Raw genomic sequence first — 25,679 nt, 5'->3', positions numbered from 1 at the left:
TAAAACAAAGTTACACTTTAAAGTATAAAGCCACCATACTTGTATGATATGTAGTATGACTCATAAGGGAAGAAAAACTTCTCTTGTAGGGGATCATTAAACTAAATACTATAGAGAGGTAGAAAATGACCAGTATAAAACAGAGAGTTGAATTATTTTTAATATCAGAAAATAGAGATGGAATTGCTTATATAACAGGTGAAAAAGAACCATATACAGGAACTTTAGTTAGTTATTATGAAAATGGAAAGGTAGAAGCAATAGAAAATTATAAGGAGGGAAGGCTAGAAGGAAAATGTGTTTGTTACTATGAAAATGGTCAGATAAAAGAAGCAAGAAATTATAAAACAGGAAAGCCATGCGGAAAATATGTTGCTTACTATGAAAATGGTCAGATAAGGTGGAAAGAAAATTATAAGGCTGGTAAGCAGGAAATAGAAGTAGTTAGCTACTATGAAAATGGTCAGGTAGAATTTAAAAGAAATTATAAGGCGAGTAAAGAACAGATTAGTTGCTATGAAAATAACCATATAAAAGAAAATTATGAGGTAGACAAAGAAGAAGGAGAGTATTTTAGATATTATAAAAAAGCCTCTAAGCTGGAAATATCAAATCCCAAGGTCGCTTTTAAACTGTATTCTAAATTAGAGCGAGGTAATAAAATATTTCGATTAAGAGTTCTAATAATCGATATTTTACTCCCAGTAATAGCATTCTTACTTGCAGCCTGGCTCACACTCTCGTTTCAGTTAAATGAAATCCTAATAACTATTTTTATTTGGATTGGACCAACTTACCTAATTTCACTTAAAAGAGGGGAACGGCAAAGAGGCTTTTCTGAGTGGGAGAGATACCAAAAATTCGGAGAGTCTAGATTTAATTACTTTGCCTCGACTTATGTTATTATCCCCTTTCTTTCATTTGTGATGCCTTTGTTCATTTATGGTTTTGTTGTATTTGTGACTGTTACAGTTGTATTATTATTTCTTTCAGTAACATCCTATGTATACCACCTTATTGTAGGTATATCTTATAGACAAGCAAGTGGAATTTTACTTCATCAATATGTTACTAGGAACTCCATGATTATTATCTTTATAATTATTTACTTTATCTTAGCTTCAGACGCTAAACTAAAAGAATTATTTTCAATAAAAAAAATCCTATTGCGAATAAAAGTAAATAATAAAGCTATATTTTATGTGTTCAAAGATATGTTTCTTTTACTTATTCTATATGGTGGGTCAGTGGGAATTTTTTATAATATGCCCATATATGGGATTATTATTTCTCTGATAGCAGGTCTCACATCTGGGATTTTTAACGCATCTTCAGAAAAAGATATTATTTTAGGCAGATTATATAAAATTGCCAAACTAAGGTGTCTAATAAAACTAAATCGTAAGACGGAAGCAAATTTTATGATTGATAAACTTCAATGGGAAGATTATATAAACAAAGAATTCTCTATGTCAAATGAGAATAGAGAGCTATTGAATATTATGAGACTAATTGCCGAAGATAAAAGTCCTAATGAGATAAAGAAATGTTTAAAAAACTTTACAATTAAAAGCTATGATAAATACAAGCAATTATACCTTCACAACATCCGGCAGACTGAGATACTTTTGGGTTTCAATATACAGTCTGATTCTAATCTATTAAAAGAAATTAATCCTGGGCTATTCCCGGCATCTAGAGTGATACTAAAAGAACAACATAATAAAATGAAAGATATTGATGTCGAAACAAGAAAGAATATCCTTGAGCATGCGAATATAATGGATATCTTTTTTCCACGATTAATAGTGTCATGGCCTTTATGGATTCTTGCATTAATTGTAAAATTAACTGCTTCAATAGGCTTTCTTTTTTGCCTATTATGTTTATTATTCTTAGGGGATTGGATTATTCATGGAATTTCACAGGAAAATATAACAGGGATGATAAGAACCTTGATTTTCGGAATATCTTTCATTAGTTTTTCTTCGATTTTGATTTATTATTTTTTTGGACGTAATCGGTAGCTTGAAAATTTAAGTCCGTATTTTTATTGAACAACTTATGTACATGTTAGATCACTATGAATATCCTCTTAACCTGTTTAAAAATAAAATAATTGAAAAGGGATAGCTTCAAGCTATTCCTTTTTTTGGATATTTTAATTTATCTAAGTGGAACAATTGATGATTTGTTCGTTGGACATTGAAAATTGAATAGTGTGCGGTTATACTTAGATATGAAAAGGAGGTCTTTTTATGAATAAAATACACATAAAGTATGTGAGTTTTAAGCAAACTTTGGAGAATGTTCAACTCTTAAGAGAGAAAGGAATCTCCTCTGATATGATACTTGTTGAAATGACGAAAAAAGAATGGGAAGCATTCAAGTTCCTGATACTTCATTAGAGTTTACAATATTAGATTTATTAAACCGAATGAGAATTGAAGTAAATAAAAAATAAAAGAAGCACACTATTTAATTATAGGAGGGTTTCCCAAATTTAGTGTAAATTCAATATGACCTTCCTAGTCATTAGAAGTATAATCTATTGATTAGGGAGGTTTTTTGTATGAGTAGAAAAGCTAAAAATGTTAATCCTTTGGTTAAAAAGATCTTTCAGGAAAATGATATCCAGAATATTGCTGATGCACAGTCTCTTATGAAGGATATGTTTAAAGATATGGTCTCTCTTATGCTAGAAGCTGAAATGGAGGAGACTTTAGGTTATTCTAAATATGAAAGAAGCAATGCTGTTGATAACTCTAGAAACGGCTATAACGATAAGAAGGTAAAAACCAGTCTAGGAGAAGTAGAGCTGGATATTCCACGTGACCGTAAGGGAACTTTTGAGCCTCAAGTTATTCCTAAATATTCCCGTGATATCTCAGACATAGAAGACAAGATAATATCCATGTATGGGCGTGGTATGTCCACCACTGATATTAACGATCACCTAGAAGAAATCTATGGTATGAGCTTTTCTCCTACCTAGATAAGCAGAATAACCGATAAAGTAATGGAGGAAGCTAACCAGTGGAAATCAAGACCTTTAAAACCCTGCTACCCCTTTGTTTTTCTCGATGGAATTCACTTCAATGTTAAAACCAACGGAAAGGTAATAAACAAAGCTGCATATATAATTCTAGGAATTGATCTAGAAGGTAAGAAAGATATATTAAGTATTACTGTAGGAGAAAATGAAAGCTCTAAGTTCTGGCTTAAAGAGATCGATTTTCTAAGATCCAGAGGCGTGGAAGAGATTTTTATTGCTTCTGTGGATGGTTTACCTGGATTCAAGGAAGCTATCAAGGCTATCTATCCTGATACAAAGGTACAGAGATGTATTGTGCATCAAATCAGAAACACTCTAAGGTTCCTCAATTACAAGGAAAGAAAGATCAGTTAAAAGATGTTTACAGAGCGCATGACGCTGAATCTGGCCTTGATTCACTAGAAAGGCTAAATAAGGAATACCCTGAATACTCTCCAGCGCTTAAATCCTGGTATGATAACTGGAATGAATTAAGCCACTTTTTTGAATATCCTCAGGAGATCAGAAAGATCATCTATACCACGAATGCTATAGAAAGCATAAACAGCCAATTCAGGAAGGTAAGCCGCTTCAAGGAAGTATTTCCAACAGATGATTCACTTCAGAAGGTACTTTATCTGGCCTCTAAAAACATGCTGAAAAAGTGGACTCAGAAGATCAGAGGGTGGGAAAAGATACTTAGAATGCTGGTAGTAATTTATCTTGAAAAAATGGATAAATATTTAATTTAAAAGGAGCTTCAGCAGAAGCTCCCATTAATGGCTAGGAATCTAATTTACATGTAATTTGGGAAAGACCCGATATACTCACAGTCAGCGCTTAGACTATTTATTTTGAATACTTACCTCCTTGCAAGCTTCAAGCGGTAGCTTGGTTACCGAAGTTTTTTTGCACCCCGATTCTTTGTAAGCCCACTCACACCCTAACCTTATTGCTGTTTCAAGGATCTCTTCTCTACGTTTATTCGGTCTGACGAAAGTAGACACAAGAATCTCTGGCTCGCCTGTTGCCACCCTGGCTGGATGAGAAAAACCATCATCTGGGCTTATTTGCCTCACCGTGAAATCTGCAGGCCTTATTTCGATATCCAAACCACCACTGAATGCTGGGGTTGAGTCATACTCATCTTTTAAGAATCTGCATATCAAGTCTTTTAACTTTGGGATAGATGAAACAACACCAAGATGTTCTTTAGATCTACTTGTAATAATATCAATATCCCTATCGAATGACCAACTTATACTATCCATATTGAACCTCCGTTTTTTATTAGATAAATTTTTTTGAATAACATAGTTTATTATGTTGTCACTACGTTTTTTTATTCCTAGATTTTAAAATTAGATCCAACTTTGTAACCTATTCATTATAAAAACTTAACTAATGATGCTGCTGCTATAAGGTACATAACTCAAAAAATACGTACTTGAAATAACACGCTACTTTTTATCTATATTGTTTACTCCTCGCTAAATCGATTTTTATTAAATTAATTCTATAAATTTCCACTTTCTATTCTCTCTACCCATCTCTTTTGTGAATGCATAAGGGGGTCTCATTATTTAAAAATTTATTTGTTATATCACTGTTCCAAATGGTTTTTAGGTTATTTTTTTTCATATTTCCTAAAATGATGCTGTTCAACTTATCACATGGCCTTACATTTAAATCTGGATCGATTACTACATAAGAAAAAGCAGCAGCACATGGGGCGCCATAGGCACAGCCTTTATAATTTGATAACTCTAAATCTCTAGGTTTTGATATTTTTAAATCATATTGTTTTTGTATTATATCTAATTCATTCCATAAGCTTTCTAATTCATTAATGTCTGGCTTTAACATTTTTTCTAATCTCGAATCATACTCCGTGTTTTGTATACACATAATATGAAAAAATTTAATGTATTCTTTTAAATTAAGGATTGATTCAATTAATGTATTGATATTGTGCTTTGTTACAACCATGCCTGCTGCAAGGATTACTCCTGTTTTAGATAATTTTTTAATATTTTCAAGAATCACTTCAGATTTTACATTTCTTGTTCTCTGATTAACTTCTGAATACAGTGAATCTATTGACACTTGTATTTTTAGAGGGATTCTCTTGGTTACATCCCTCAAGAATTCCAAATGCTCTTCTAGAACTAATGTTCCGTTTGTTAGAATAGAAATGTCCTTTATCTTACTGCTTGCATATTCAACTATTTCAATAAATTCAGGATGTATAAATGGTTCTCCTCCCGATATCTGAACGTAGAAAAGAGAATTCTCATATAGATCATCCATAACTTTCTTAAAATCTTTCAAATTCATATCTAGTTCACTTCTTGGCTGCATATAGCAGTATTTACAGTCCAAATTACACCTTGTAGAGATATTAATAGCTGCGTATAGTGGATAGCCTGCTCTATTACTCATTATATTTAAACCTCCAGTGCTTATTTAATTAGTTCTACTATTAATGATTTAATATCCTCTACTGGAACATCAGCTGATTTAGCCGCCTGATTTATAGATACGCCATGATCAAGATTATTAAGCACCATAAAAGCTTGATCATCTATTTGATAAACTTTGTTAGTTTTTCTGACCCAAACTAAAGCACCAAATTTTTCTCTTCTCATTGTGATGAATTCGCCAATCTTCTGCAAATCACATATATTGGGATTCTTCTTATCAAAATTTAGTATGCAGCACTCTTTTTCCCATAAATTCCCCCCCCAATCTGGATCATAGTCTTTTTTTTCAATTATTGCTTTATCAATCATCTCAATTATTTCGTTTGCTTTATGTTTATTGATCATTTCTTGATTAATTCTTTCTAAATACAATTTTACTAACATTTTACTTCCTCCTTTTTTATTGTATAATTAATACAATAAGTTACAGAATAAAAAATAGTTACAGAATAAAAGAACCTCTTAATGTATTAGTATCTATTACTAAAATCAATCGATCAATCCTCCTTAAATATTTTAAAAAATATAAAAAAGGTCATATTGTCAACTTTTTTTATGACATTAGAAATTTTAAAATACATTTTTTTAAAATTAATCAAAAAAAATTAAAAATCATATTTAAAATGGCTTAATGAATAAACTAATGTTACCACCAAGAAATAAATCAAGGATCATTTAATACGCCAGATATGTCCGTTTGTTGTAGGGTCTATTTTGAAAGTTTTGAGAAAAGTATACTCTAAAGGTTTTACAATGCTTAGAATGGTGTTGTACAATTAGAATTAAACAAGGTGTTAAATACCACACACTCAAGCTTTCAGTAGTAGGGTATATAAGAAATACTCTTCTACCGATCCTAATAAAATCAATATTTTGAGGAGATATTGCCCTTCTGGGGGGCGCCATTATTTAAAATAATTTAAACTCTGGAATTTTTTCCAGGGCTTTTTAATTTTTAAAGTAGTATGGTATCCTTATACTATGAATATATTTAATAAATTTAAAACTAATAAGAAAACCTTTACTGAAAAAATGGAAGCGCTGGATAAATGGGAACGAGATAGAAATGGAAATAATGAAAAATTAGATCTATGGTCTTTATATACTAAAAATACTAAATCTTCTAAAACACTAGATCCTATGGAAGCCAAATTTATTGGAGTTAATATTCCCAGGAGAAGAACAAAACCACGTAGAAAAATAACCAGATATGATAATAATGTTTATACTTTTACCTACAACAAGAAAAACTTCTACTTTGATATACATAATATTCAAAATGGAGCCTATAGAAGACCTCAATTAGTTAAAGTGGATCAGAATTAAAGAAGCCATTGAAAGTGGCATTCTAGAAGCCGACCTACCTGTGTTAAAAAGTCTTCTTAAAAGCATCTCTTAAATATCAGGGGTGCCCTCTATTAAATACAGAGTGGGGGCGCCACTATACAACCTCTACTTTTTTAGGAAAGTTGTTTACACAAAGGTAAAAGATTGGACACGGGTTCCTTTCCGTCGGTTCCACTATGGAATCCATGAATGCAAAGTTTGTAGTTGTTTAAGATAGTAAGAGCTTAGGGGATGCCCCTAAGCTCTTTTTGTTTCTTTAAATTTACTGAACAAAAAACATACTAAGAAAATTTCAGCCCTACTCCACAGAAAACAAAGTAATCTCATTTTTTGAACCAAGTCTCATATGAGGTCCCCAGGTTCCTGTACCTGGAGATACATATATGTATCCATTCTCCAATGGATACAGTCCCTTCATATATTTAAATGCTATTCTGACTATAAAATTGAAGGGAACTATCTGACCATAGTGGGTATGGCCGCTCAATATCAGCTTAACTCTTTCATCTCTCACATCCATTGGCACATGCAGAAGAAGCAGTGCGGGGATTTTTTTATCAAGTTTCACTTTTGATAAAACATCATACACTTTATTTTTATCCCTTTTATAATCAATTCCTATGATCTGAACCCCCTTATAAAGGTCCACCTCATCTAGTAGAACTTTAACTCCTGTGTCTTCAATAAGTTTCAAAACTTTATCTTTATCTATATAATTCTCATGATTTCCACTTATGAAGTAGGTTTTTGCTTCAATATTTTTTAAAGGTGCAAAAGTGGTTGGGCTTATGAGGGTATTATGTGAAACTATATCTCCAGTTATTGCCACGATATCAGGCTTTAAGGAGTTGATACTTTCCACTATTTCTGGGAGCCTCTTAGAAGACGTTAGGGGATCCAGATGAAGGTCTGTGATTTGGACAATTTTTAATTTCTTTCCAAAGTTATCAATATCTACAGTTTTCACCTCTACTTTTCCTGCATTAAGAAAGGAATAAACCACTATAATTAGTGACAATATCAGAGAAATAGCTGTAAGGTAGGTCCTATGAATAGAGCAAATTCCCCCTATTATTTGAAAAACTAGCAGGGAGATACAGGTTACAAAAAATGACCCTGTCAATAACCAGGAAAAACTGTAAAATAGCTGGGTGATAAAGTTATTACTCCATTCTAAAAGAATTGTTGCTGGAACTATCAATAGAGATGTAAAAAAAGATAAAATATATAAAATAAAATTCCTTCTTCCACTCCAAAATATTGAAACTTTAAAAAAAACATAAAGGTGCATAAAAAAGTTTAAAGCCAGCATCAAAATAAGCCAAAATATAAACCTATTCATATATAAACCTCCCAGTTAGTTTTAATTTCTTTTTATTTCCCCTATTATTCTATCCATATGATTTTTTTCCTATAAAACACCTTTTGCACCTTTTCCTCTTCATCCCATTCCCTTTGGTCTATTTTCTTCCTTCCCATCCTCAAAAAGAAAAAAAAGGGTCTATCCAGTTAAGATAGCACCCTTTTCCCATATCATAATTAAAATTCAGTAATAAAGTTTAGGGGGGGATTAATTCTCTTTAATCTCCAACAATCCTAAACTCCCTAAAATACTTATTGCAATAGAAAACCTCTTACTCTACTAGTAGTATTGTATAGAAGGACCACCTGCCGTCTTCGCCTTTGGTTGTATTTAATTCCAACCCGTTATCTCTCACCGTTTTAAATACATCGATTCCACACGCCTCCAGCATAGGCCTGATCTTAGGGTTTGTTGCGGACTCAGCCTGAGCCCCCTCATCTCCGCATCAGGTGCTGCCAGGTGTTACAGGCAGTGCAATTAAAGCAAAAGCTTTATAGTATCCCAGCTCATATGCGAATCCCTCCAGATCTATGGCTATTTCAGAAAGCTTTGATCCGTTAAATCCCTTCATGAGAATAGCCTTTGAATATTCCTTGAGGATCTTTTTGGTCTCTTCAGCACTTGGGGCATAAGGAGGATGGCATCCATCCTTATCATACAGTGCACAGCCATACCTGCACTTCCACTGAACCCAGTTTCCCACAGCTATACTTTGGGGATCTATAATTTTAACCTCTTCACAGCCTAATTCATAGGCTTCCTCCAAAACCGTTTCCACTTTAAATTCCTTTTTACTTTCAGGAGCAGCTTCACCTTTAATTTCCAAACCCTCCGACTTACAACACTCTGAAGCCATTGGTTTCCTTCCGCTGATTGTGGTTCCCACAGTTCTGGGGGAACTGTTGAACCCTGTTTTCTCTCCTACCCTTAAGTGGGAAAAACCTTCATTACCTAACATCTCCAGAAAAACCTTTTCTGGTACAGCTCCCCCCTCTCATTGGAACCAGCTTTTTACTCTAGCAGCGTGTTCCTTGATCTGCTCCCCTGTAAATATCTGGTCTACCAGGAGCAGCTTCCCCCCAGGCTTAAGGCACCTGTAAAACTCCTTGAGAATAACCTCCTTTTCAGGAACAAGGTTTATTACACTGTTGGATATAATTGTATCAAAGTATCCCTCTGAAAACTCCAGGGTATCCCCCTTAGATACTGCAAACTCCACATTGGTAAGCCCCAGGGCATCCCTGTTTTTCTTGGCTTTATCAAGCATCTCTGGAACAATGTCAATACCTATGACCCTCCCTCTATCTCCAGTCATTTTTGCAGCAAAGATAGTGTCTATCCCTGCTCCGCATCCAAAATCAAGGATCCTCTCTCCCCCTTCTATCCTTCCCAGGGAAAAGGGATTTCCAGTACCACAATAGGAATCTGCAACTTCATCTGGAAGGGATCTGAGAATATCTGAATCATATCCCAGCCTTTCGAGGGCTTCCCTCCCTGTTGGGTACTTAAACTGTCCCTTTGGGGTAGCAGCAACTTTTTGATACTTGCTCTCGATATCCCTTTTTATCCTGTTCTTGTCATCTGCTGTAAAAAGTGTTTCCATATCTACCTCCCTTTATTTTAAAATTTATTTTTCAATCAACCTTCTCCCTGAAGATCGGGTATTATATTTTTCCAGTATTTCCCTCATAAAAAATAAACCTGATCCCATAATCATCCTTACTTTTCCTACTCGGTACTTTCAGAAGTAAATTCTTTAGCCATCTCTATGATCTTCCAGATCATCTTATCAGCCAGTCAGTAGTAGTTAAAGGTTCCACGTTTCTCGCAACGGGCAATCCCCGCCTCCCTGAGAGTTTTCAGGTGATGGGATGCAAGGGGCTGGGAGATACCGGCCTTCATTGCAATCTCATTGACACTCCTACAATCCATGGTCAGAGCTTCGATAATCTTAAGCCGGTTGACGTCAGCCAGCACCTTAAAGGTTTTATTCAGCAGCCTGTAATCTGTCATCTAACCACCTCCTTCTCTCTTAAATATTAATATAAATTTTTGTTTATATCAACTGTTATTTATATTTATTCCAAACTTTGATTATTGCAACCTTTCATGATTACTATGAGAATCAGGAAACTCCAAAATCTCCATAGGTCCTCTATTTAATTACACCACTCCCTAAAAATTGGACACATTCTATAGAATATGCTATAATAGTATTTAATATGATAGTGATTAAAGGAGGTCCCCTATGATGGAAGTTATTAAATACCTCATATTTGCTCTTAACTGTAGAGGCTTTTGGGCCATAGGTAGTTCAAACTAAACTATAAATAAATTTACCTTTAAAAGGACACTTCGATCTAGTAGATCGTTGCGTCCTTTTTTTAATTTTTGTACCTCTCCCTCTATATGAATAAAAATTTATGTAGTTATTGCCGGAGAATAAAGTTGCCTCTTTTCTATCTTTCTTTTAATAATAAAAAAGCATAAAATAAAAAATGCCCCGGAAATAATTCCGGGGCAAATCATACTACTTATTATACTACTATGCACTCTTGATAACGATTGCTTTACCTTGCTTTCTCCACTCTGCCATCTCAGCTACAGCTGTGAACAGTGCGTCTGTTGATGAGTTTAGACCAGTTTCCACTGAATCTTGGATAACTCCGATTACGAATCCAACAGCTACTACCTGCATTGCCACTTCATTTGGAATTCCAAACAGGCTACAAGCTAGAGGGATAAGAAGTAACGATCCACCAGCTACACCAGATGCTCCACAAGCACTTACAGCTGATAGGATACTTAGGATTAGTGCCGTTCCGATGTCTACATTGATTCCTAGTGTGTGTACAGCAGCAAGAGTTAATACTGAGATTGTAATTGCCGCTCCAGCCATGTTGATAGTTGCTCCTAGAGGGATCGATACAGAGTATACGTCCTTCTCTAGTCCTAGCTCCTCACATAGCTCCATGTTTACAGGGATGTTTGCAGCAGAACTTCTTGTGAAGAATGCTGTAATTCCACTCTGCTTAAGACACTTAAATACTAGTGGGTAAGGGTTCTGACGAATCATAACAAATGTGATAAGTGGGTTTACAACAAGTGCCATGAAGAACATACATCCAAGAAGCAGTGCTAAAAGACGTCCATAGTCTACCATTGACCCAATACCATTTTCAGAGATAGTTGCAAATACTAGTCCCATGATTCCTAGTGGTGCTAAGCTGATAACCCATCTAACAACCTGAGATAGTGCATCTGAGAAGTTAGAAACCATTGTCTTAGTCGATGCAGGTGCATTCTTTAGAGCGATTCCAAGAAGCAGTGCCCAAGAAAGAATACCGATATAGTTTGCATTAGCTAGCGCATGAATAGGATTGTCTACAACATTTAGAAGTAGTGCCTTTAATACCTCTACAACTCCACCTGGAGGTGTAACACTTCCACCTGCTCCTGCACCTAGTTTAATAGTTACTGGGAACATGAAGCTTCCTAAAACTGCCACAAGTCCAGCTGCGAATGTACCAATAAGATAAAGAGTAATAACAGATTTCATATTTGTCTTCTGTCCGCTCTTATGCTGAGATACAGCTGACATTACTAGGAAGAATACTAGAATCGGTGCTACCGACTTTAGTGCCCCTACAAATAACGATCCAAAGATAGATACTGGCTTTGCCATATCTGGAACTGTCAGTGCTAGTATGATACCCATTGTTAAACCGATGATAATTCTCTTAACCAGACTCATCTGATTCCACTTGCTAAATAAACCTTTCATATTTCCTCCTTGTCATTTGACACTTTACTTATAACCCTCTAAAAAATGTTTAAAAAATCCGCCTCGACCGCCTATAAAACAGTACACAGATATATGAATTTTATATAAACTTTTTTTAATATATATGCATTATATCATACTTTTTATTTTATGCAAACAAAAATGTAAGTTTTATGTCTTTTTAGTTCTAATTAGACACAAATGTACTCTTTTTAATCTTTAGAAGCCTTATTTTTAATCAATGCTTTAATTTCACCTCTTTTTCTTTCATATTTTATAGTCATAGGACAAAAAACTCTTTAAAGGTATTAGGCCTGACCCTCACTTCTTTGAGGTAGTCATCATCGAGAGGGAGGGGAAAAAGTTCAAGGAATTTTCTCAAGTACATACAATATAGATATTGAGAAGGGAGTTGGTTTCATTGACAGATCTTGATTGTGTTGGCTTTTTACAGTGGGCTCTTCCCAGGTTAAATATGAGGTGGAAGGGATTTCGCAAGGTGAGAAGAAGGGTTTGCCGGCGGATTCAAAGGAGGATAGATGAGCTTGGACTGGAGAGTATAGAGGATTATAAACAGTATTTAGAGGGTAACTACAGGGAGTGGAGGCTAATGGATTCATACTGCAGGATAACAATTTCCCGCTTCTACAGGGACAGAGGGCTCTTCAATACCCTCTCCAGGGATATCCTTCCCCTTCTAAAGAAGATGATAGTGAAGGGGGAGGTTAAAGAGCTTCGGTGCTGGAGTGCTGGTTGCGCCTCTGGAGAGGAACCCTATACCCTTAAGATAATCTGGGATAATATAGTAGCTTTAGATCCCAACTACCCTGCCATAAGGATAACAGCAACAGACATAGATCAGGGAATGCTGGATAGAGCTAAAACCGCAGTATACTCTCCTTCAAGCTTTTGGGAGCTCCCCTACACCCTTTTCAGAAGAGCCTTCTTCCTGGAGGACAACTCCTGCATCCTTAGGGATGAGTTCAGGGGAGGCGTTACCTTCCTGAAACAAGATATCAGAAGAGATATACCAGAGGAGATCTTTCACCTGGTTCTCTGCCGTAACCTTGTTTTCACATACTTTGATGAGACTCTCCAGAGAGAGGTTTTGAAGAAGATAGTTGAACGCCTTCTTCCCGGCGGCTTTCTTATAGTAGGCTGTCATGAAAAGGTTCTAGCTGACGATCTTGGTTTAAAGGTATGGAGAGGCAATCCTATGGTCTATCAAAAACTTTAATCCCCTCATCCATCTTTCTTTTAACTTTTAGAGGATTACCAATGGCTAAATATATCGCTATTATCTTATAAGGAGGTTTTATGGAAGTAATTAGTTCAGCTTTTAAAACCGGGGAGGCTATCCCGAAGAAGTATACCTGTGATGATATGGATATTTCCCCTCCCCTAACATTTAAGGATATTCCTAAGGGGGCTATAAGCCTGGCTCTTATAGCAGATGACCCCGATGCCCCTGGTGGTATTTGGGTACACTGGCTGGTGTGGAATATTGATCCCTCTGTTAATGAGATCTCCCAAGGGGAAGAGGTTAGGGGTATAAAGGGAAGAAACGATTTTGGAAGGTTAACCTATGGAGGTCCATGTCCCCCTAGGGGAACACACCGCTACTACTTTAAGCTCTATGCTCTGGATAAACAGTTAGATTTAAAGAAGGGTTCTACCAAGAAGGATCTGGTGAAAGCTATGGAGGGGCATATAATTGAAGAGGCTCAGCTCATGGGCATATATACTAGGTAGACATTAAAGGAGGTATTGATTTATACCTCCTTATTATTTAAACTAAATAATATTATCAGAGCAAAAAAGACAATCGCTCTGAAAGGATGTTACCTCTAACTATATTTAAATTTTTTCTCCTTTTACACTATAAATAAGAAATTTAATAAAACTCTAGGAACCATATTCATTAGAATAATTGAACCTTTACGAACTTTTTTTAGCTGATTAATGAATTATTCCCTAGACTGCCAATGAATTATTTTAGAAATCAGGATAAAATGAATTAAATGATTATTTAAAGATTAAGGGATCTAAATATTTTTGATAAATTTAACATCAGCTTTATGAGATTTTAGGAGGTGAAGGGTATGACTACAGTTAAAGAGGCAGAAACTTATAGCAAACTATCCAGCATCCTCTGCTACTCTAAGTTTTTGATCACATCGGAAAACATCTCCAAAAATCAACTGGAGTTATTTATCTCTAGGTGTGAAGCAGAACACACTCGCTATAAGGATGTAAACAACCATATAGTTAAAGGATTACTTCTGGACCTGGGGAATACCATAGTAAAACTCCAGGAGGTTCTCACCCTAAGATACAATGCTTCAAACTAAAAAAAGCCCATTGAGGGCTTTTTTATTTGAGGATCAATTTTCATATATATAATTAAAACTTCGATATAGAGTCTATAAGTTCATCCAGACTCTTAAAACTTTCAAGAAGGGATTTTGAAATAGCCTCCTCGAGATTCCCATTATCCTCCCTCAAAACAACCGGATACTCAAACTTAACCTTATACCTACCTTCAAACTCATCCCTATGAAAAAATTCCATCTCATAAACACTGTCTTCCCTAAACTTCTTCCACTTGGCATTCTCCTTAAAGGTATCATAGGTCAATTTACATAAGTTGCAGGTGTAGGTCTCTGGATTCACTATCTTATGCCCAATATCTAGAAGGGTATTGATCATTCCGCTGTCAGCATTATAAACAAAAATGAGCTTCATCTTCTCCTCCTTGCTCCCTGTTATTATTAGCCTCCCTCTAACGCCTTCCCCTCCTCACTTCACTTTCAGCTAACACCCTAATTGTAGAGATATAAAAATAGTATCAGTCATTGTATTCAAAGGCATCATTAATCATATTGTATTTCATTACAATGGTATTTTCACTCTTTATAATCTCCCTGCTCATGGCTGTTTCTCGCTCAGCTTCACTTGCAAACTTAGGCTCCAACACATACATAGCTACCACTGTATGTACACACTTCCAGGTCTTCTCCCCTCCCTCATTGTAATCTGTTGAGGTTACCCTTCCATCGTCATCAAATTCAATCTCAACTACCTTCCAATCAAGGCCACAGAGATGCTCTATCTCTCTCTGGGCAGCTGAACAGGCCTCCTGAAATGTCCAGGCATGGGATTCCGGTGTTGGTCTGCTAAGAGATACAGAGTGTTCACAACGTCTTCTTGACATAATACCTCCTCCTATAACTTTATTATAATCTACTCTCCAGTACTTCCACTATAATAAAATATCCAAAAATACCAATAACCTTCAACACTACCATTATTCCAATTGAACAATTAATCCTTCTCATCTATTTGAAGCCCTCACTCCTTAACAAGAGTTGATGTATGGAAACTCCTTGGGTATACTTAATAAATAACTATAATGAATAGGGCAGGTGATTTCAAGTGTCTGATAAGATAGAGTTAATGAGGGGAGATATAACTACCTTAAATGTTGATGCCATAGTTAATGCTGCAAACAATCGCCTCATAGGGGGAGGCGGCGTAGATGGAGCCATACACAGAGCAGGGGGAGAGCAGATCTCCCAGGAGTGTGCTGCTATCCGCCGGGAAAGTGGAGGATGTAAAACAGGAGAAGCTGTTATAACCCGGGGGGGATTTCTTCCATGTAAGTATGTAATCCACACTGTAGGCCCTGTATGGCATGGGGGCTCAAAGGGAGAGGAGGCCCTTCTCAGGTCATGCTACAACTCCTCCCTGCATCTGGCTAAGGATCACAATATAAAATCCATTGCCTTTCCAAATATCAGCACAGGTGTCTATGGGTATCCTAAGGAGGAAGCAGCTAAGGCAGCTATAGAGGAGGTTAAAAGGTTTCTCCAGGGAGACACCTCCATAGAAAGGGTTATCTTTGTCTCCTTTGATGAGGAAAACTATGACCTCTATAAAAAGCTTCTAGATAAAGAGTAGACCATCTAAAATAATATCTCTTATACTTAAGGCCTCTCCTGGAGGCCTTTTTATTATTAAAGTAACCCTTTCCTCTACTCTCCCAACATCTCCTGCTGCTGCTTATACACCTCCTGCCTCTGCTGGAGAATATTGAGGTTTTCCTGCTTCTCCTGAATCTTCATATCAAAGTTCCTGTTTATCCCTTCAATCTCAGATACCAGGGTGGTAATCGCTTCCCTTGTTTCTGGCATGGAGCTACCCCTCTGAAGCTCTGCCAGCTTATTTTTTACAATGTTTAGCTCCTCTAACTTCTTATCTAAAATAACCTTTAGATCCTCTATCTCCTTCTCCTTGAGGGAGATTATCTCCTGCTGCTTCTGAATATTTTTTTCAAGGGCTGCCACATCCTTAGTTTTAACCTCCAGCTCCTTAAACTTAAGGGTTACACTTCCAGACTGGTAGGAGATAATCAGAAAACCCACTGTCAAGGAAACTATGGCAAAACTCAATGAGTACCAGAATGAATTGGGTATCTTCTCTATATCCATCTCTCTCCTCCTCTAAAGCCATCCTCCAGCAACTATAGTTCTTCTCTTCCCTCCACCTTATACTTTCCTCCTACCTGATAAACTCAATCTCTCATTTTTCCAAGCTCAATAAAAATATCTAATGTTCTCTATTTATGTCAGTTGTCGTTAAATTTTCAGCTAAAATAGTTTATTATACTCCCATAGAAAAGAGTAACGCTTTTCATTAAATTTCTCTCCCAAGAGGCAGCTGATTCTCCCCAAGATATAGCTGCCTCTTTAATTTTTTGAAGTCTTCTCTAAAGGGATCCTCTCTAAATTTAGAAAATTAATCCTCTACACTGTCCCTGCACCTCTTACAGTACTCCCCACCGTGGGAGTTAAAGGGTTTTCCGTAAAAAGTATGACCACATCCCTCACAAGTAAATGAATAACCCTCCACTCCATTGTAGAACATGGTCCTCAGGTCCGCTACCATATCGTGAACTTCCTTCTCATAGCAGGTTTCCCTCTCCTGGCAGCTCTCCTCTACAACCAGATCCACTATCCTGTCATAGTTTCGGTCCCATATCTCATCCACCCTGTTCTCGCTCCTGGCATCCAGTAGGGCTACCTCTTCTATCATCCCTTCTATAAGTTTTTTTAACTTTCCATCCATCATATCCCCCCTTCAGCTTGCCTCTCCTGGCTCTTTATCCACATCTATACCTTCCAGTTTATGTGGATCTTCTCCTCCAATTCACCAGCTCCTCTAAAAGATCAGACTAAAACTTTTCTTAACCTCTCTTTCCTAACAGACATATCCAATCAATAGATTTATACTTAATCCACGGCCTTTAACCTTCCTCTATCCCAAGCATTTTAACTCTATAGAAGTGATTTTTTATAATTTAAAGATCATTAACCTCCTTAGCCTTCCTCCTATCCCTGCCTCCAACTTGGAATTATCTGAGTCTATCCTCTAAATTTTTCCTTAGAAAAAGTAGATAATTATTCTGGAGGATAATGATTTTATTCTCAGTATAATAGTTAAAATATGTTCTTGCTTTTAGGAGGTGAAAAAATGAACTTACATATCTCAAAGAGATCCCTTTCACCGGTTATCTTTATGATCATAGGAATTACTATACAGTTCCTATTTGTTTTTAATATGGAGAAGGGGGACGCTCTCCAAGAGGTAGATGAAACCCTTTTAAGAGCAGCTAAAAATATAAAGTATTTTTTAGGAAGGGATTATGTTAATTCAGAACTGGATTCCTCCACCTACTCTCCTGAAGAGGCTCTCGGCATCTTTTCAAAGCTTCAGTACAAAGCAGAGGAGGAGGGAGTGGACTACCTCTACCTTCTGGTAAGAAAGAATGAGGATATACACTACGCCGCTGTAAGTGATTATGAGGAGGAACTTTTAAAGGACCCAAAATCATTTTACTGGCTCTCACTTAAGGAAGCTGGAGATGACTCCTTTTCAGAGACCTGGAGTGCCTTTGACAGCGAGGAGGCTATCTACCTGAAATCTTCAGATATGTGGGACACCTACCGTTCCATCTATATCCCTGAAACTGCTACCGATGGTACCAAATATCTCGCCGGAGCAGATATCACAACCACCAATCTAAAAAAAATAATCCTTATGAAAACTGCAAAAATTATTCTTAACTTCTGGATATTCATATTGACCTCTCTGCCCCTTATCCTCTCCTTTTCAAAGCTTCAGAAGGAGAGAAGGTTCTATGCCAAGCAGATGGCAGAGCTCGCTGACCTGGATCCCTTAACTGGAGTCTTCAACAGGTCCAGGGGTATAACTTATCTAAAGTCGGAACTTAAAACCTGTCTTTCAGGTGATATTCCCCTTTCCATCTGTCTGGTGGATATTCAGAACCTGGGATATATAAACAAGAAGCTTGGACTCCATGTAGGAGATGAAATTCTTCGAATTGTTGCCCTCCTTCTAAAATATACCTTTAGAAAAACAGATAAGATTGTGAGGATAGAGGGGGACAAGTTTATGGCCATCCTTCCAGGCTGCGATGAGAAATCGAGGGACATCCTTGCAGCTACCCTTTTAAAGAGGGTGGCATTCTTCAATAAACACAACCTCAAGGACTACTTTATAAAACTCCACTACCTCTTTGCAGAGTATAGCGAGGGAAGTGAGGAGGATTTTGTAGAGGAGGCTCTCTCCCACCTGATCCTTCAGAAAAAATCTGGTAATACCTATGATACAGTGATCCAGGATGAGATGCTCGACAGCTTAAAGAAGAATGAGTTCAAGGTCTTCTTTCAGCCTAAGGTATATTTAAAGAGTAAAAAGGTGGAGTTTGAAGCTCTGGCAAGGTGGTTGCACCCTCAGAAGGGAATCATCCCGCCAGATTCCTTTATCCCCCTGGCTGAAGGATCCTTTCTTATCAACAGGATAACAGAGGTAGTACTGAAAGATTCCCTGGAAGCAGCAGGAAGGCTCAATACAAATATCTCTGTGAATATATCTCCAGTTGTATTTGAAAACCACAACTTTGTAAGGGATATGGAGAGAATCCTTCTGAACTCTCCCTTCAGTGACCGTATAATCTTTGAGATTACCGAGGGGATTGCCATTAAGGATATGGCCTCTACCCTAAAAAAAATAAAGGACCTTAAAAGGTGCGGAATAAAGTTTTCTATCGATGATTTTGGGACCGGCTACTCATCCCTCAGCTATCTGGAGAAGTTCCCAATATCCGAACTAAAGATAGATAAATCCTTTATCAAAAATATAAACAAGCACAGGGTCAACCGCCTTATAATAAGTTTTATATGTCAGGTAGGGGAACTTATGGATTTCAACGTTATTGCTGAGGGAACCGAGGAAGCATGGCAGGTCCACGACCTTCTCTCCCTTGGGTGCCACAACTTTCAGGGATACTACTTTGACAGGCCGCAACCACTGGAAACTATTATAGAAAACAGGAAGGAATACCTTGAAAAGATGAAGGAATTTTCCTGAGAATAGAAGATGCTAAGTCTACAGTCAGATTGATAGTAGGCTTAGCATCTTTTATTGAAAAATAAGTGAAAGTGTATTAATTTTATATTGAAAAGCATTTATTTTAAGAATAAAAAAAGTGAACCTTTATAAAAGTGGTTAAGAGTTATTTCCTTTTTATTGGGGAGGCTAATATGGTGAAAAAAATTCTGATCCTTGCAGTGTTTATCTTTATAGTATATGAAACCTACTGTTGCTATAGCTATATGAAAAGGTTCTGTAAAAAGGTTAACAAGAAGTATGAGTGTATCTACGATATAGAAAAACTTCCCTAGTTAATGATTCGCTGGTACCACTATAAGAAATCCTATCTCCTTTTTTACAATGAATTCCATCCTACTCTCCCAGGCTTATTTTGGAATACTCCATAGCTTAAGAGGTATAAACATACTTTTTATAACCGCCGGAGAGCTCATCTCTAAATACCAAAATTTAAATTCTAACCTTCCCCAGATCACTCTCTCTTTAACATGCTCTATCCCGTTACTTATCTCATAGCAGTTAATATCTTTCCTCCCCTCCTTTACAACCCCATATTTTTTAGGTAATATCCACCTTAATAGTAGTCTCCAAGAATTTAAAGAAAAGATTGATAAACCATCAACTTTAAAGGAGGAAAAGATGATTAAGGTATCGGAACTTTCATTTCTTGAGGAGGAAGTTGTAGATAACTACAAGTTTCTCCATACCATCCCTGAACTGGGATTTCAGGAGTATAAAACTGCTGAATTTATTGAAAAACAACTAAAAAGCTATGGGGTGGATGAGCTTCACACAGGGGTAAACAATACCACTGGAATTATCTGCTCTATAACAGGGGCTACCCCTGGTAAAACAGTTCTTTTGAGGGCTGATATGGATGCCCTTCCCCTGAGGGAGAGTACTGATGTAGATTTCAGATCTCAGCGGGATGGTTTTATGCACGCCTGTGGACACGATGGTCATGTGGCCATGCTTCTGGGAGCTGTAAAGTTTCTTGCTGAAAACAGGGAAATAATTAAGGGAAGGGTAAAGTTTGTATTTCAGCCTGCTGAGGAGGGACCCCACCCAGGGGGAGCTCACTTTATGGCAGAGAGCGGTCTTCTTGACGATGTAGATGCTGCATTTGGCCTCCACCTCAATACCTGTAGCCCAACTGGTAGTGTGGGAATTCCAAGGAGGGAGTGTACTGCCTCTACCGACTCCTTTTCAATGAAGGTAATCGGAAAGGGTGGGCACGGAGCTGCCCCCTACCTTGCTGTAGATCCCATTGTCCTTACCTCAAATATAATCTCCTCCTACCAGAGCATCATCTCCAGAGAGATAGACCCTCGCTCTACAGCAGTACTCTCCTTTGGAACCATCCAGGGAGGAGATGGAGCTTCCAACATCATCCCCAATGAGGTTTTTCTAAATGGAACTCTGAGAACCTTTGACGATGAGGTGAAAAGATTTATAGTCAAGAGGATGGAGGAGGTGGCCCAATCCCTTGCCTCTGCCCACAGGGGAAGGGTTGAGTTTAAGGTGATAGAGGGATACTTCCCTACTATAAATGATGAGAGGATGGCACTTCTTGTAAGGGATGCCCTTCTTCCGCTTTTAGGAGAGGAAAATGTGGACCTGGCAGATCTGGCCAACACAGGTGGGGAGGACTTTGGAAGATATCTTCAGGATTCCCCTGGTGCCTTCTACTGGCTGGGATGCAGAAATGAGGAAAAGGGATGTACCTACATGATGCACAATCCAAATATGAAGATCGACCTGGATGCCCTCATCCTGGGAACCCAGTGTCATGTAAATGTTGCCCTGAAATTTTTAATGGAGGAGTAGGATTACAAAAAACTTAGGGAGGCAGACACAAGTAAGGTGCCTGCCTCCCTTTATTCATCTCTTAAATACTCTCATTCTTCAAGCTTAAAGCTTATAGTATCTATAAACTATGGCTTCAACGGTGTATAGACACCCTTTTCCCTCCATAATTTAAAGGTTTCAGGAGTATTTTCCGTCATAATATTTCCACTCAGGACATCATCTACCCACCTTCTGGATACACTCCTTATATCTAAGATTGTAAAGGTAGCCTTATAGTTTAAAGCCGCCTCTCCCTCGTGGATCATCTCTACCTTAACCAGGGCATTATTTATATTTAATCCAGAGGCCCCTGGCACTGCCACGCCCTTAAAGACAACTCCTCTTCCGCTCTCTCCACGAATAAAGATAAAGATGGGTGGTATATGTTCCCTCTTTCCCTCATAGAGAGCATCGAAGCACCCCTTTAACACCATATTTCCCTTCTTCAGGGTATCCAGTATATTCCTTCCCCTTTTATTGTCTCCATAGTACATAAAGAGACTGGCTGGAGTTATAAAGTAATCTGGCCTGTAGGCCTCGTTGAGGTTTGAGTAGAGGACAATATACTCCACTCCAGAGATAGATTTTTTTATGGATCCCCTGTATCTCAGGCCCCCTCTATTTCCACAGTTAAGCATCCTACTTATAGGCTCATCCTTTATGGAGTTGTTGGACTTCCCGCTTCTGTACAGGGTATCTATCACCAGATCCGCTGAATCTATATCTGAAAACTCAACACTTCCCTTGGAGAAGGTGGAGTTGTTTACTGTGGTAAAGTTATCTATAACATCGAATAATCTATTCATCTTTCCTCCTAGCTAATGTGAACAAAGCTTAATTATAACATTTGTTTTAAATAAAATCAATTCCCATGAACTTCCACCACAGAACCCTCTCCAATAAAAAAAAGTCCCCCCTTAGGAGACTTTTATCCAACGATATCTCTAGTAGTACCTTCCATATCTAAGATAGTTGACAATATAGTCCTCTACTCCCTCTTCCAAAGAGTGAAACTTCTTCCCATACCCTGCTTCCCTTAATTTTTCAAGGTTTGCACAGGTATAGTACTGATACCTTCTTCTCATCTCCTCATGCATAGCTTTTTTCACTATCACTTCCTCGGGTTCTACCTGACCTCCTGCTGTTCTCACAACAAGCTTGGCTATATCTTCAAATGACCTGCTCACTCCACTTCCTACATTATATAGGCCTGATCTCACATTGTTTTTCACGAAAAATTCTATTACCTCTAAGACATCCTTAATATAGACAAAATCCCTCTGAATTCTTCTTTCATCCCCTGGATCTAAAACCTCTACTATCCCTTCTTTCCTAAACTGGTTGTACATCCTCATTACAGCTGATGCCATCCCACCCTTGTGATACTCATTGGGGCCATATACATTAAAAAACTTTAGTCCTATTATATTTTCCCTTTGAAGGTTTTTATCGTTAACTATATAGAGGTCTCCTAGGTGCTTTGACTCTCCATACTTATTGGACGGCCTCAGTTTATTAAGCTCTTCAGGGGATAACTTATCGCTAAACCCCTTCTCCCCTCCTCCATAGGTTGTTGCTGAGGAGGCATATATAAACTTTATTTTATTGGTATTTGCAATGGTATAAAGCTCTTTGGTAAACTCATAGTTTGTCCTGGTGAGGTAGTCTATGTCCAGCTGATCTGTGGCGGAACACCCTCCCAGATGAACTATTATCCCTATCTTCTCTACATTCATCTTTAGCCAACCTATCAAATTCTCTGGAGGTATACACTCTACAAACTCCCCTCCCTCCAGGTTCTTTAAGCTCTGCGTCTCACTGCACTCATCGGAAATGTAGATCTCTCTTTCCCCCTGTCTGTTCAATTTTTTAATCAGACAGCTCCCTATAAAACCATTCCCCCCTGTTACTACTATCATCCTGTTCACCTCAACTCTTTTCTAGAGTATATCCCAATAAATTATCTCTATCAAAAAAAATCAGATCTCTGGAAGAGCAGAATATAGAAACCCTTTACTTTATAAACTTCTTCTTATACTCCTCCATGCCCTCTCTGTCCTTGAGCCTTATATGTCCCTCTGTATTTTCTATAAATCCAAGCTGGTAAAACTTCTTCAGTACCCTCTGGAGGCTCCTAAGACTTATATTGAGCACCTCAGCCAGATCCTTGGTATCCCTTATCCTATCATTCTCATACTCCTCTAGATACTTTATTACAAACTCCTCATTGGAGTATACATTTCTATATACCAGGTATTTAGAGTGCTGAAAGTGCTCCTTCATTCCCATGAGAGCAATCTTCTTTAAGGTTTGATTTTTTACCCCATCCTCTAGATCCATCTCCTCTACCCTGTCAAAGGGAAGGGAAAGAACAACTGAGTCCTCCTTGGCCACTACATCTATATCCATAAAGTTGTCTTCGCTCCCGTAATTCTTAAAGAGGGAAAAGTTTATTCCACATATATCCCCCTCAAAGGAGTTTATATAAAACTCTCCCCCCTCAGGAGTATAGAGGAGGCTCTGAATTCGCCCCTCCACTACATATATAGCTCCCCCCTTCTTTAGCTCACTGTCAAAGATCATCTCCCCCTTCTTGAGGTTATATACCTTAACAGCCCTCTCAAAGGAAGTTCCTATGAGCTCCTTCAACTCCAATTTACACAAGCTCTCACTAATCATAACTCTCTCCTTCACACAATATATCTCTATAAAAAATTCATCTTTTTAGTTAGCTTACCAACTATATTGTAGGAACTTTTATTTACTGTGTCAACTAAAACCTTCCCTCTTTATTTTGAACCTACCGACCCCAGATACTTACTATATCAAGATAATCCATTAAAAATTTTCCCTCAATTGATCTTTACAATTTTCTTTTCAGCAAAAAAGTTATATAATTGTATTCTGACAGAATAGCCTGACTTTCTACTCCACTTCTATAGGAAAAAGGTCAGGAAAACGACAATAATTAAGAGGGTGAGAGATCCATGTTTGGGGACTTAAAGTATTTCATATTATTTTTATTTATTTTAGTTTGCACCAAGGAAGCCATTAAATTTGGAAACTATAGGGGCGAGGAAAGTAAGAGGTGCTACAGATGTTACGACAGAGTCATTCCCTTTAGGGGAGAAGAGATCTCCCTGGGAGATTCCATCGACTACGGTAACTATATAGATGGAAGGGAGATGGAAAACTACCTTTTAAACTCCAATACTGAAAGTTACCTCTATGTAGGCGACAAAAAGTCTCTTCCATTTTTGGAGAGATCCCTCTTTTCATACTTAAAAACCGAGAAGCTTGAGTGGATCTCCATGGGAGGTAGAAGCTATCTCAGGCGTGGGGCAGAGTGGATCAAGCTGAGAGATAAAAATATTCCTCCCCTGGCGGTCTTCCAGAAGGGACAGATCAACAGGTTAAGGGAACTCGCCTCCACCTCTAAGATCGGAGAGCCGGCAAATCAGAGGGAGAAAAAAAGAATCAACAGGTCTCTCCTTGAGATGGAGGAGAGAATTGAACGGTTAAAGGAAAATGCTTAACTATCCCCATCGACTTTTAATCCATGTCCAATAACTAAAAAACGGCTTTTCCAGCCGTTTTTTCCGATATTCCATCTGCCTTTTCTGCACCGCTAAACTGTTTTTGCCTCTTTTTCCTTCTCTTTTAACTCTTCGAAATACTCTCTTGTCTCGCTTATTATTACTCCACTGAGGGCAATTAGCCCGATCAGGTTTGGTATTGCCATAAGTCCGTTAACTATATCTGCAATAATCCAGATAAGCTCAAGTCTTATAAATGGACCTATAGCAATCAGGAAGATAAATATCCCCTTAAAGTACTTTATTCCCTTTACACCCCAAAGATATACCGTACACCTTTCACCGTAGTAGTTCCAACCAAGAATCGTAGTAAAAGCAAAGAAGATAATACCGATATTAACAATCAGACCACCTATTCCTCCAAAGGTAAGAAGACTGCTGAAGGCTGCGTTTGTTACTTCAGCTCCTGCAAGGTTAGGATCATTCCAGTATCCAGAGGAGATAAGTACAAGACCAGTCATAGTACAAACTACAATTGTGTCAAAGAACGTTCCAGTCATGGAAACAAGTCCCTGTCTTACGCAGGACTTTGTTCTTGCTGCTGCCGCTGCAATAGGGGCAGATCCCAGACCAGATTCATTGGAGAACACTCCTCTGGCAACTCCCGCTTTCAGAGCCAGAGCTGCTCCTGCTCCTGCAAATCCTCCCACTGCTGCATGCCCACTGAAGGCACTGCTTAGTACCAGCTTAAAGGCATTAGCTGTTGCACCTGGATTTATAAGAAGGATTACCATAGCTCCCACAATGTAGA

26 protein-coding genes and 1 pseudogene are annotated in these 25,679 nt (G+C 37.7%); 12 read left to right on the top strand and 15 right to left on the bottom strand.

Features of this window, described 5'->3' with window-relative positions; translation table 11 throughout:
- The first annotated feature begins 125 nt into the window (after nt 1-125).
- The 3 genes and pseudogenes from QMG11_RS00140 to QMG11_RS00130 all read left to right on the top strand — a co-directional run bounded on the left by QMG11_RS00140 (nt 126) and on the right by QMG11_RS00130 (nt 3,786).
- Nucleotides 126-2,027 (top strand): toxin-antitoxin system YwqK family antitoxin, encoded by a 1,902-nt coding sequence (locus QMG11_RS00140; RefSeq protein ID WP_281832168.1) that lies wholly within the window; start codon nt 126-128, stop codon nt 2,025-2,027.
- A 231-nt stretch (nt 2,028-2,258) separates the two neighbouring features.
- Nucleotides 2,259-2,408: a hypothetical protein gene (locus QMG11_RS00135; RefSeq protein ID WP_281832165.1), complete on the top strand. Its 150-nt coding sequence runs from the start codon at nt 2,259-2,261 to the stop codon at nt 2,406-2,408.
- 164 nt (nt 2,409-2,572) lie between these two features.
- A pseudogene (locus QMG11_RS00130) lies at nt 2,573-3,786 on the top strand (IS256 family transposase).
- A 93-nt stretch (nt 3,787-3,879) separates the two neighbouring features.
- Here the strand turns inward: QMG11_RS00130 and QMG11_RS00125 are convergent.
- The 3 genes from QMG11_RS00125 to QMG11_RS00115 form a co-directional block, all read right to left on the bottom strand.
- Nucleotides 3,880-4,305 (bottom strand): hypothetical protein, encoded by a 426-nt coding sequence (locus tag QMG11_RS00125; RefSeq protein ID WP_281832157.1) that lies wholly within the window; start codon nt 4,303-4,305, stop codon nt 3,880-3,882.
- 271 nt (nt 4,306-4,576) lie between these two features.
- Nucleotides 4,577-5,476 carry a radical SAM/SPASM domain-containing protein gene (locus tag QMG11_RS00120; RefSeq protein ID WP_281832155.1) on the bottom strand — a complete coding sequence of 300 codons (900 nt, stop codon included), beginning with the start codon at nt 5,474-5,476 and terminating at the stop codon, nt 4,577-4,579.
- A 20-nt stretch (nt 5,477-5,496) separates the two neighbouring features.
- Nucleotides 5,497-5,901 (bottom strand): hypothetical protein, encoded by a 405-nt coding sequence (locus QMG11_RS00115; RefSeq protein ID WP_281832152.1) that lies wholly within the window; start codon nt 5,899-5,901, stop codon nt 5,497-5,499.
- Nucleotides 5,902-6,498: 597 nt separating this feature from the next.
- Between QMG11_RS00115 and QMG11_RS00110 the strand changes: the two genes are divergently transcribed.
- A complete protein-coding gene (locus QMG11_RS00110; RefSeq protein WP_281832150.1) occupies nt 6,499-6,843 on the top strand; it encodes a hypothetical protein in 345 nt (114 codons plus the stop codon).
- Nucleotides 6,844-7,162: 319 nt separating this feature from the next.
- On the opposite strand, the gene QMG11_RS00105 is transcribed toward QMG11_RS00110, so the two are convergent.
- From QMG11_RS00105 to sstT, 4 genes are all read right to left on the bottom strand, one after another.
- Complete coding sequence (locus QMG11_RS00105) at nt 7,163-8,206, bottom strand: metallophosphoesterase (protein ID WP_281832147.1); 1,044 nt, start codon at nt 8,204-8,206, stop codon at nt 7,163-7,165.
- Between the two features lie 292 nt (nt 8,207-8,498).
- Nucleotides 8,499-9,830 (bottom strand): arsenite methyltransferase/DUF2284 domain selenoprotein, encoded by a 1,332-nt coding sequence (locus QMG11_RS20090; protein ID WP_272482921.1) that lies wholly within the window; start codon nt 9,828-9,830, stop codon nt 8,499-8,501.
- Nucleotides 9,831-10,024: 194 nt separating this feature from the next.
- A complete protein-coding gene (locus QMG11_RS00090) occupies nt 10,025-10,240 on the bottom strand; it encodes an ArsR/SmtB family transcription factor (RefSeq protein WP_281832143.1) in 216 nt (71 codons plus the stop codon).
- A 532-nt stretch (nt 10,241-10,772) separates the two neighbouring features.
- Nucleotides 10,773-12,011: a serine/threonine transporter SstT gene (gene sstT / locus QMG11_RS00085; RefSeq protein WP_281832142.1), complete on the bottom strand. Its 1,239-nt coding sequence runs from the start codon at nt 12,009-12,011 to the stop codon at nt 10,773-10,775.
- A 499-nt stretch (nt 12,012-12,510) separates the two neighbouring features.
- On the opposite strand from sstT, the gene QMG11_RS00080 reads away from it, so the two are divergent.
- The 3 genes from QMG11_RS00080 (at nt 12,511) to QMG11_RS00070 (ending at nt 14,362) form a co-directional block, all read left to right on the top strand.
- A complete protein-coding gene (locus tag QMG11_RS00080; RefSeq protein WP_281832139.1) occupies nt 12,511-13,248 on the top strand; it encodes a CheR family methyltransferase in 738 nt (245 codons plus the stop codon).
- 80 nt (nt 13,249-13,328) lie between these two features.
- Nucleotides 13,329-13,763, top strand: coding sequence for a YbhB/YbcL family Raf kinase inhibitor-like protein (locus QMG11_RS00075; protein WP_281832136.1), 435 nt, complete (start codon nt 13,329-13,331; stop codon nt 13,761-13,763).
- A gap of 350 nt (nt 13,764-14,113) precedes the next feature.
- A complete protein-coding gene (locus tag QMG11_RS00070) occupies nt 14,114-14,362 on the top strand; it encodes a hypothetical protein (protein ID WP_281832133.1) in 249 nt (82 codons plus the stop codon).
- Between the two features lie 52 nt (nt 14,363-14,414).
- On the opposite strand, the gene QMG11_RS00065 is transcribed toward QMG11_RS00070, so the two are convergent.
- Nucleotides 14,415-14,756 carry a hypothetical protein gene (locus tag QMG11_RS00065; protein ID WP_281832131.1) on the bottom strand — a complete coding sequence of 114 codons (342 nt, stop codon included), beginning with the start codon at nt 14,754-14,756 and terminating at the stop codon, nt 14,415-14,417.
- Between the two features lie 103 nt (nt 14,757-14,859).
- Nucleotides 14,860-15,225: a hypothetical protein gene (locus QMG11_RS00060; RefSeq protein WP_281832130.1), complete on the bottom strand. Its 366-nt coding sequence runs from the start codon at nt 15,223-15,225 to the stop codon at nt 14,860-14,862.
- A gap of 221 nt (nt 15,226-15,446) precedes the next feature.
- On the opposite strand from QMG11_RS00060, the gene QMG11_RS00055 reads away from it, so the two are divergent.
- Nucleotides 15,447-15,971: an O-acetyl-ADP-ribose deacetylase gene (locus QMG11_RS00055; protein WP_281832127.1), complete on the top strand. Its 525-nt coding sequence runs from the start codon at nt 15,447-15,449 to the stop codon at nt 15,969-15,971.
- Nucleotides 15,972-16,045: 74 nt separating this feature from the next.
- Here the strand turns inward: QMG11_RS00055 and QMG11_RS00050 are convergent, their stop codons facing one another.
- Nucleotides 16,046-16,501: a hypothetical protein gene (locus tag QMG11_RS00050; protein ID WP_281832124.1), complete on the bottom strand. Its 456-nt coding sequence runs from the start codon at nt 16,499-16,501 to the stop codon at nt 16,046-16,048.
- 307 nt (nt 16,502-16,808) lie between these two features.
- Complete coding sequence (locus tag QMG11_RS00045) at nt 16,809-17,138, bottom strand: hypothetical protein (protein ID WP_281832121.1); 330 nt, start codon at nt 17,136-17,138, stop codon at nt 16,809-16,811.
- Between the two features lie 405 nt (nt 17,139-17,543).
- On the opposite strand from QMG11_RS00045, the gene QMG11_RS00040 reads away from it, so the two are divergent.
- The 3 genes from QMG11_RS00040 (at nt 17,544) to QMG11_RS00030 (ending at nt 21,311) form a co-directional block, all read left to right on the top strand.
- Complete coding sequence (locus tag QMG11_RS00040) at nt 17,544-19,463, top strand: putative bifunctional diguanylate cyclase/phosphodiesterase (protein WP_281832119.1); 1,920 nt, start codon at nt 17,544-17,546, stop codon at nt 19,461-19,463.
- Nucleotides 19,464-19,636: 173 nt separating this feature from the next.
- Nucleotides 19,637-19,777 (top strand): hypothetical protein, encoded by a 141-nt coding sequence (locus QMG11_RS00035; protein ID WP_281832116.1) that lies wholly within the window; start codon nt 19,637-19,639, stop codon nt 19,775-19,777.
- Nucleotides 19,778-20,123: 346 nt separating this feature from the next.
- A complete protein-coding gene (locus QMG11_RS00030; RefSeq protein ID WP_281832113.1) occupies nt 20,124-21,311 on the top strand; it encodes a M20 metallopeptidase family protein in 1,188 nt (395 codons plus the stop codon).
- A gap of 107 nt (nt 21,312-21,418) precedes the next feature.
- Here QMG11_RS00030 and QMG11_RS00025 read toward each other — a convergent pair whose 3' ends face one another.
- The 3 genes from QMG11_RS00025 to QMG11_RS00015 all read right to left on the bottom strand — a co-directional run bounded on the left by QMG11_RS00025 (nt 21,419) and on the right by QMG11_RS00015 (nt 24,011).
- On the bottom strand, nt 21,419-22,138 hold the full coding sequence (locus tag QMG11_RS00025; protein ID WP_281832111.1) for a hypothetical protein: 720 nt from the start codon (nt 22,136-22,138) through the stop codon (nt 21,419-21,421).
- A gap of 138 nt (nt 22,139-22,276) precedes the next feature.
- Entirely contained in the window at nt 22,277-23,251 is a 975-nt protein-coding gene (rfaD, locus tag QMG11_RS00020) for an ADP-glyceromanno-heptose 6-epimerase (RefSeq protein WP_281832108.1), read from the bottom strand.
- 94 nt (nt 23,252-23,345) lie between these two features.
- A complete protein-coding gene (locus QMG11_RS00015; RefSeq protein WP_281832105.1) occupies nt 23,346-24,011 on the bottom strand; it encodes a Crp/Fnr family transcriptional regulator in 666 nt (221 codons plus the stop codon).
- Between the two features lie 308 nt (nt 24,012-24,319).
- On the opposite strand from QMG11_RS00015, the gene QMG11_RS00010 reads away from it, so the two are divergent.
- On the top strand, nt 24,320-24,868 hold the full coding sequence (locus QMG11_RS00010; RefSeq protein ID WP_281832103.1) for a hypothetical protein: 549 nt from the start codon (nt 24,320-24,322) through the stop codon (nt 24,866-24,868).
- 92 nt (nt 24,869-24,960) lie between these two features.
- Here the strand turns inward: QMG11_RS00010 and QMG11_RS00005 are convergent.
- Nucleotides 24,961-25,679: alanine:cation symporter family protein (locus QMG11_RS00005; RefSeq protein WP_281832099.1), on the bottom strand; the 719-nt coding region annotated here is incomplete at its 5' end.

It is taken from the genome of Propionigenium maris DSM 9537, from assembly GCF_027925155.1.
GTDB lineage: Bacteria > Fusobacteriota > Fusobacteriia > Fusobacteriales > Fusobacteriaceae > Propionigenium > Propionigenium maris.
This window is presented reverse-complemented; position numbering and strand designations above follow the sequence as displayed.

Excerpts from the sequence above, each read along its gene's own strand:
- QMG11_RS00140 (WP_281832168.1), top strand. The coding sequence starts at position 126 with ATGACCAGTATAAAACAGAGAGTTGAATTATTTTTAATATCAGAAAAT.
- QMG11_RS00135 (WP_281832165.1), top strand. The coding sequence starts at position 2,259 with ATGAATAAAATACACATAAAGTATGTGAGTTTTAAGCAAACTTTGGAG.
- QMG11_RS00125 (WP_281832157.1), bottom strand. The coding sequence starts at position 4,305 with ATGGATAGTATAAGTTGGTCATTCGATAGGGATATTGATATTATTACA.
- QMG11_RS00120 (WP_281832155.1), bottom strand. The coding sequence starts at position 5,476 with ATGAGTAATAGAGCAGGCTATCCACTATACGCAGCTATTAATATCTCT.
- QMG11_RS00115 (WP_281832152.1), bottom strand. The coding sequence starts at position 5,901 with ATGTTAGTAAAATTGTATTTAGAAAGAATTAATCAAGAAATGATCAAT.
- QMG11_RS00110 (WP_281832150.1), top strand. The coding sequence starts at position 6,499 with ATGAATATATTTAATAAATTTAAAACTAATAAGAAAACCTTTACTGAA.
- QMG11_RS00105 (WP_281832147.1), bottom strand. The coding sequence starts at position 8,206 with ATGAATAGGTTTATATTTTGGCTTATTTTGATGCTGGCTTTAAACTTT.
- QMG11_RS00090 (WP_281832143.1), bottom strand. The coding sequence starts at position 10,240 with ATGACAGATTACAGGCTGCTGAATAAAACCTTTAAGGTGCTGGCTGAC.
- sstT (WP_281832142.1), bottom strand. The coding sequence starts at position 12,011 with ATGAAAGGTTTATTTAGCAAGTGGAATCAGATGAGTCTGGTTAAGAGA.
- QMG11_RS00075 (WP_281832136.1), top strand. The coding sequence starts at position 13,329 with ATGGAAGTAATTAGTTCAGCTTTTAAAACCGGGGAGGCTATCCCGAAG.
- QMG11_RS00070 (WP_281832133.1), top strand. The coding sequence starts at position 14,114 with ATGACTACAGTTAAAGAGGCAGAAACTTATAGCAAACTATCCAGCATC.
- QMG11_RS00065 (WP_281832131.1), bottom strand. The coding sequence starts at position 14,756 with ATGAAGCTCATTTTTGTTTATAATGCTGACAGCGGAATGATCAATACC.
- QMG11_RS00060 (WP_281832130.1), bottom strand. The coding sequence starts at position 15,225 with ATGTCAAGAAGACGTTGTGAACACTCTGTATCTCTTAGCAGACCAACA.
- QMG11_RS00050 (WP_281832124.1), bottom strand. The coding sequence starts at position 16,501 with ATGGATATAGAGAAGATACCCAATTCATTCTGGTACTCATTGAGTTTT.
- QMG11_RS00045 (WP_281832121.1), bottom strand. The coding sequence starts at position 17,138 with ATGGATGGAAAGTTAAAAAAACTTATAGAAGGGATGATAGAAGAGGTA.
- QMG11_RS00040 (WP_281832119.1), top strand. The coding sequence starts at position 17,544 with ATGAACTTACATATCTCAAAGAGATCCCTTTCACCGGTTATCTTTATG.
- QMG11_RS00035 (WP_281832116.1), top strand. The coding sequence starts at position 19,637 with ATGGTGAAAAAAATTCTGATCCTTGCAGTGTTTATCTTTATAGTATAT.
- QMG11_RS00030 (WP_281832113.1), top strand. The coding sequence starts at position 20,124 with ATGATTAAGGTATCGGAACTTTCATTTCTTGAGGAGGAAGTTGTAGAT.
- QMG11_RS00025 (WP_281832111.1), bottom strand. The coding sequence starts at position 22,138 with ATGAATAGATTATTCGATGTTATAGATAACTTTACCACAGTAAACAAC.
- rfaD (WP_281832108.1), bottom strand. The coding sequence starts at position 23,251 with ATGATAGTAGTAACAGGGGGGAATGGTTTTATAGGGAGCTGTCTGATT.
- QMG11_RS00015 (WP_281832105.1), bottom strand. The coding sequence starts at position 24,011 with ATGATTAGTGAGAGCTTGTGTAAATTGGAGTTGAAGGAGCTCATAGGA.
- QMG11_RS00010 (WP_281832103.1), top strand. The coding sequence starts at position 24,320 with ATGTTTGGGGACTTAAAGTATTTCATATTATTTTTATTTATTTTAGTT.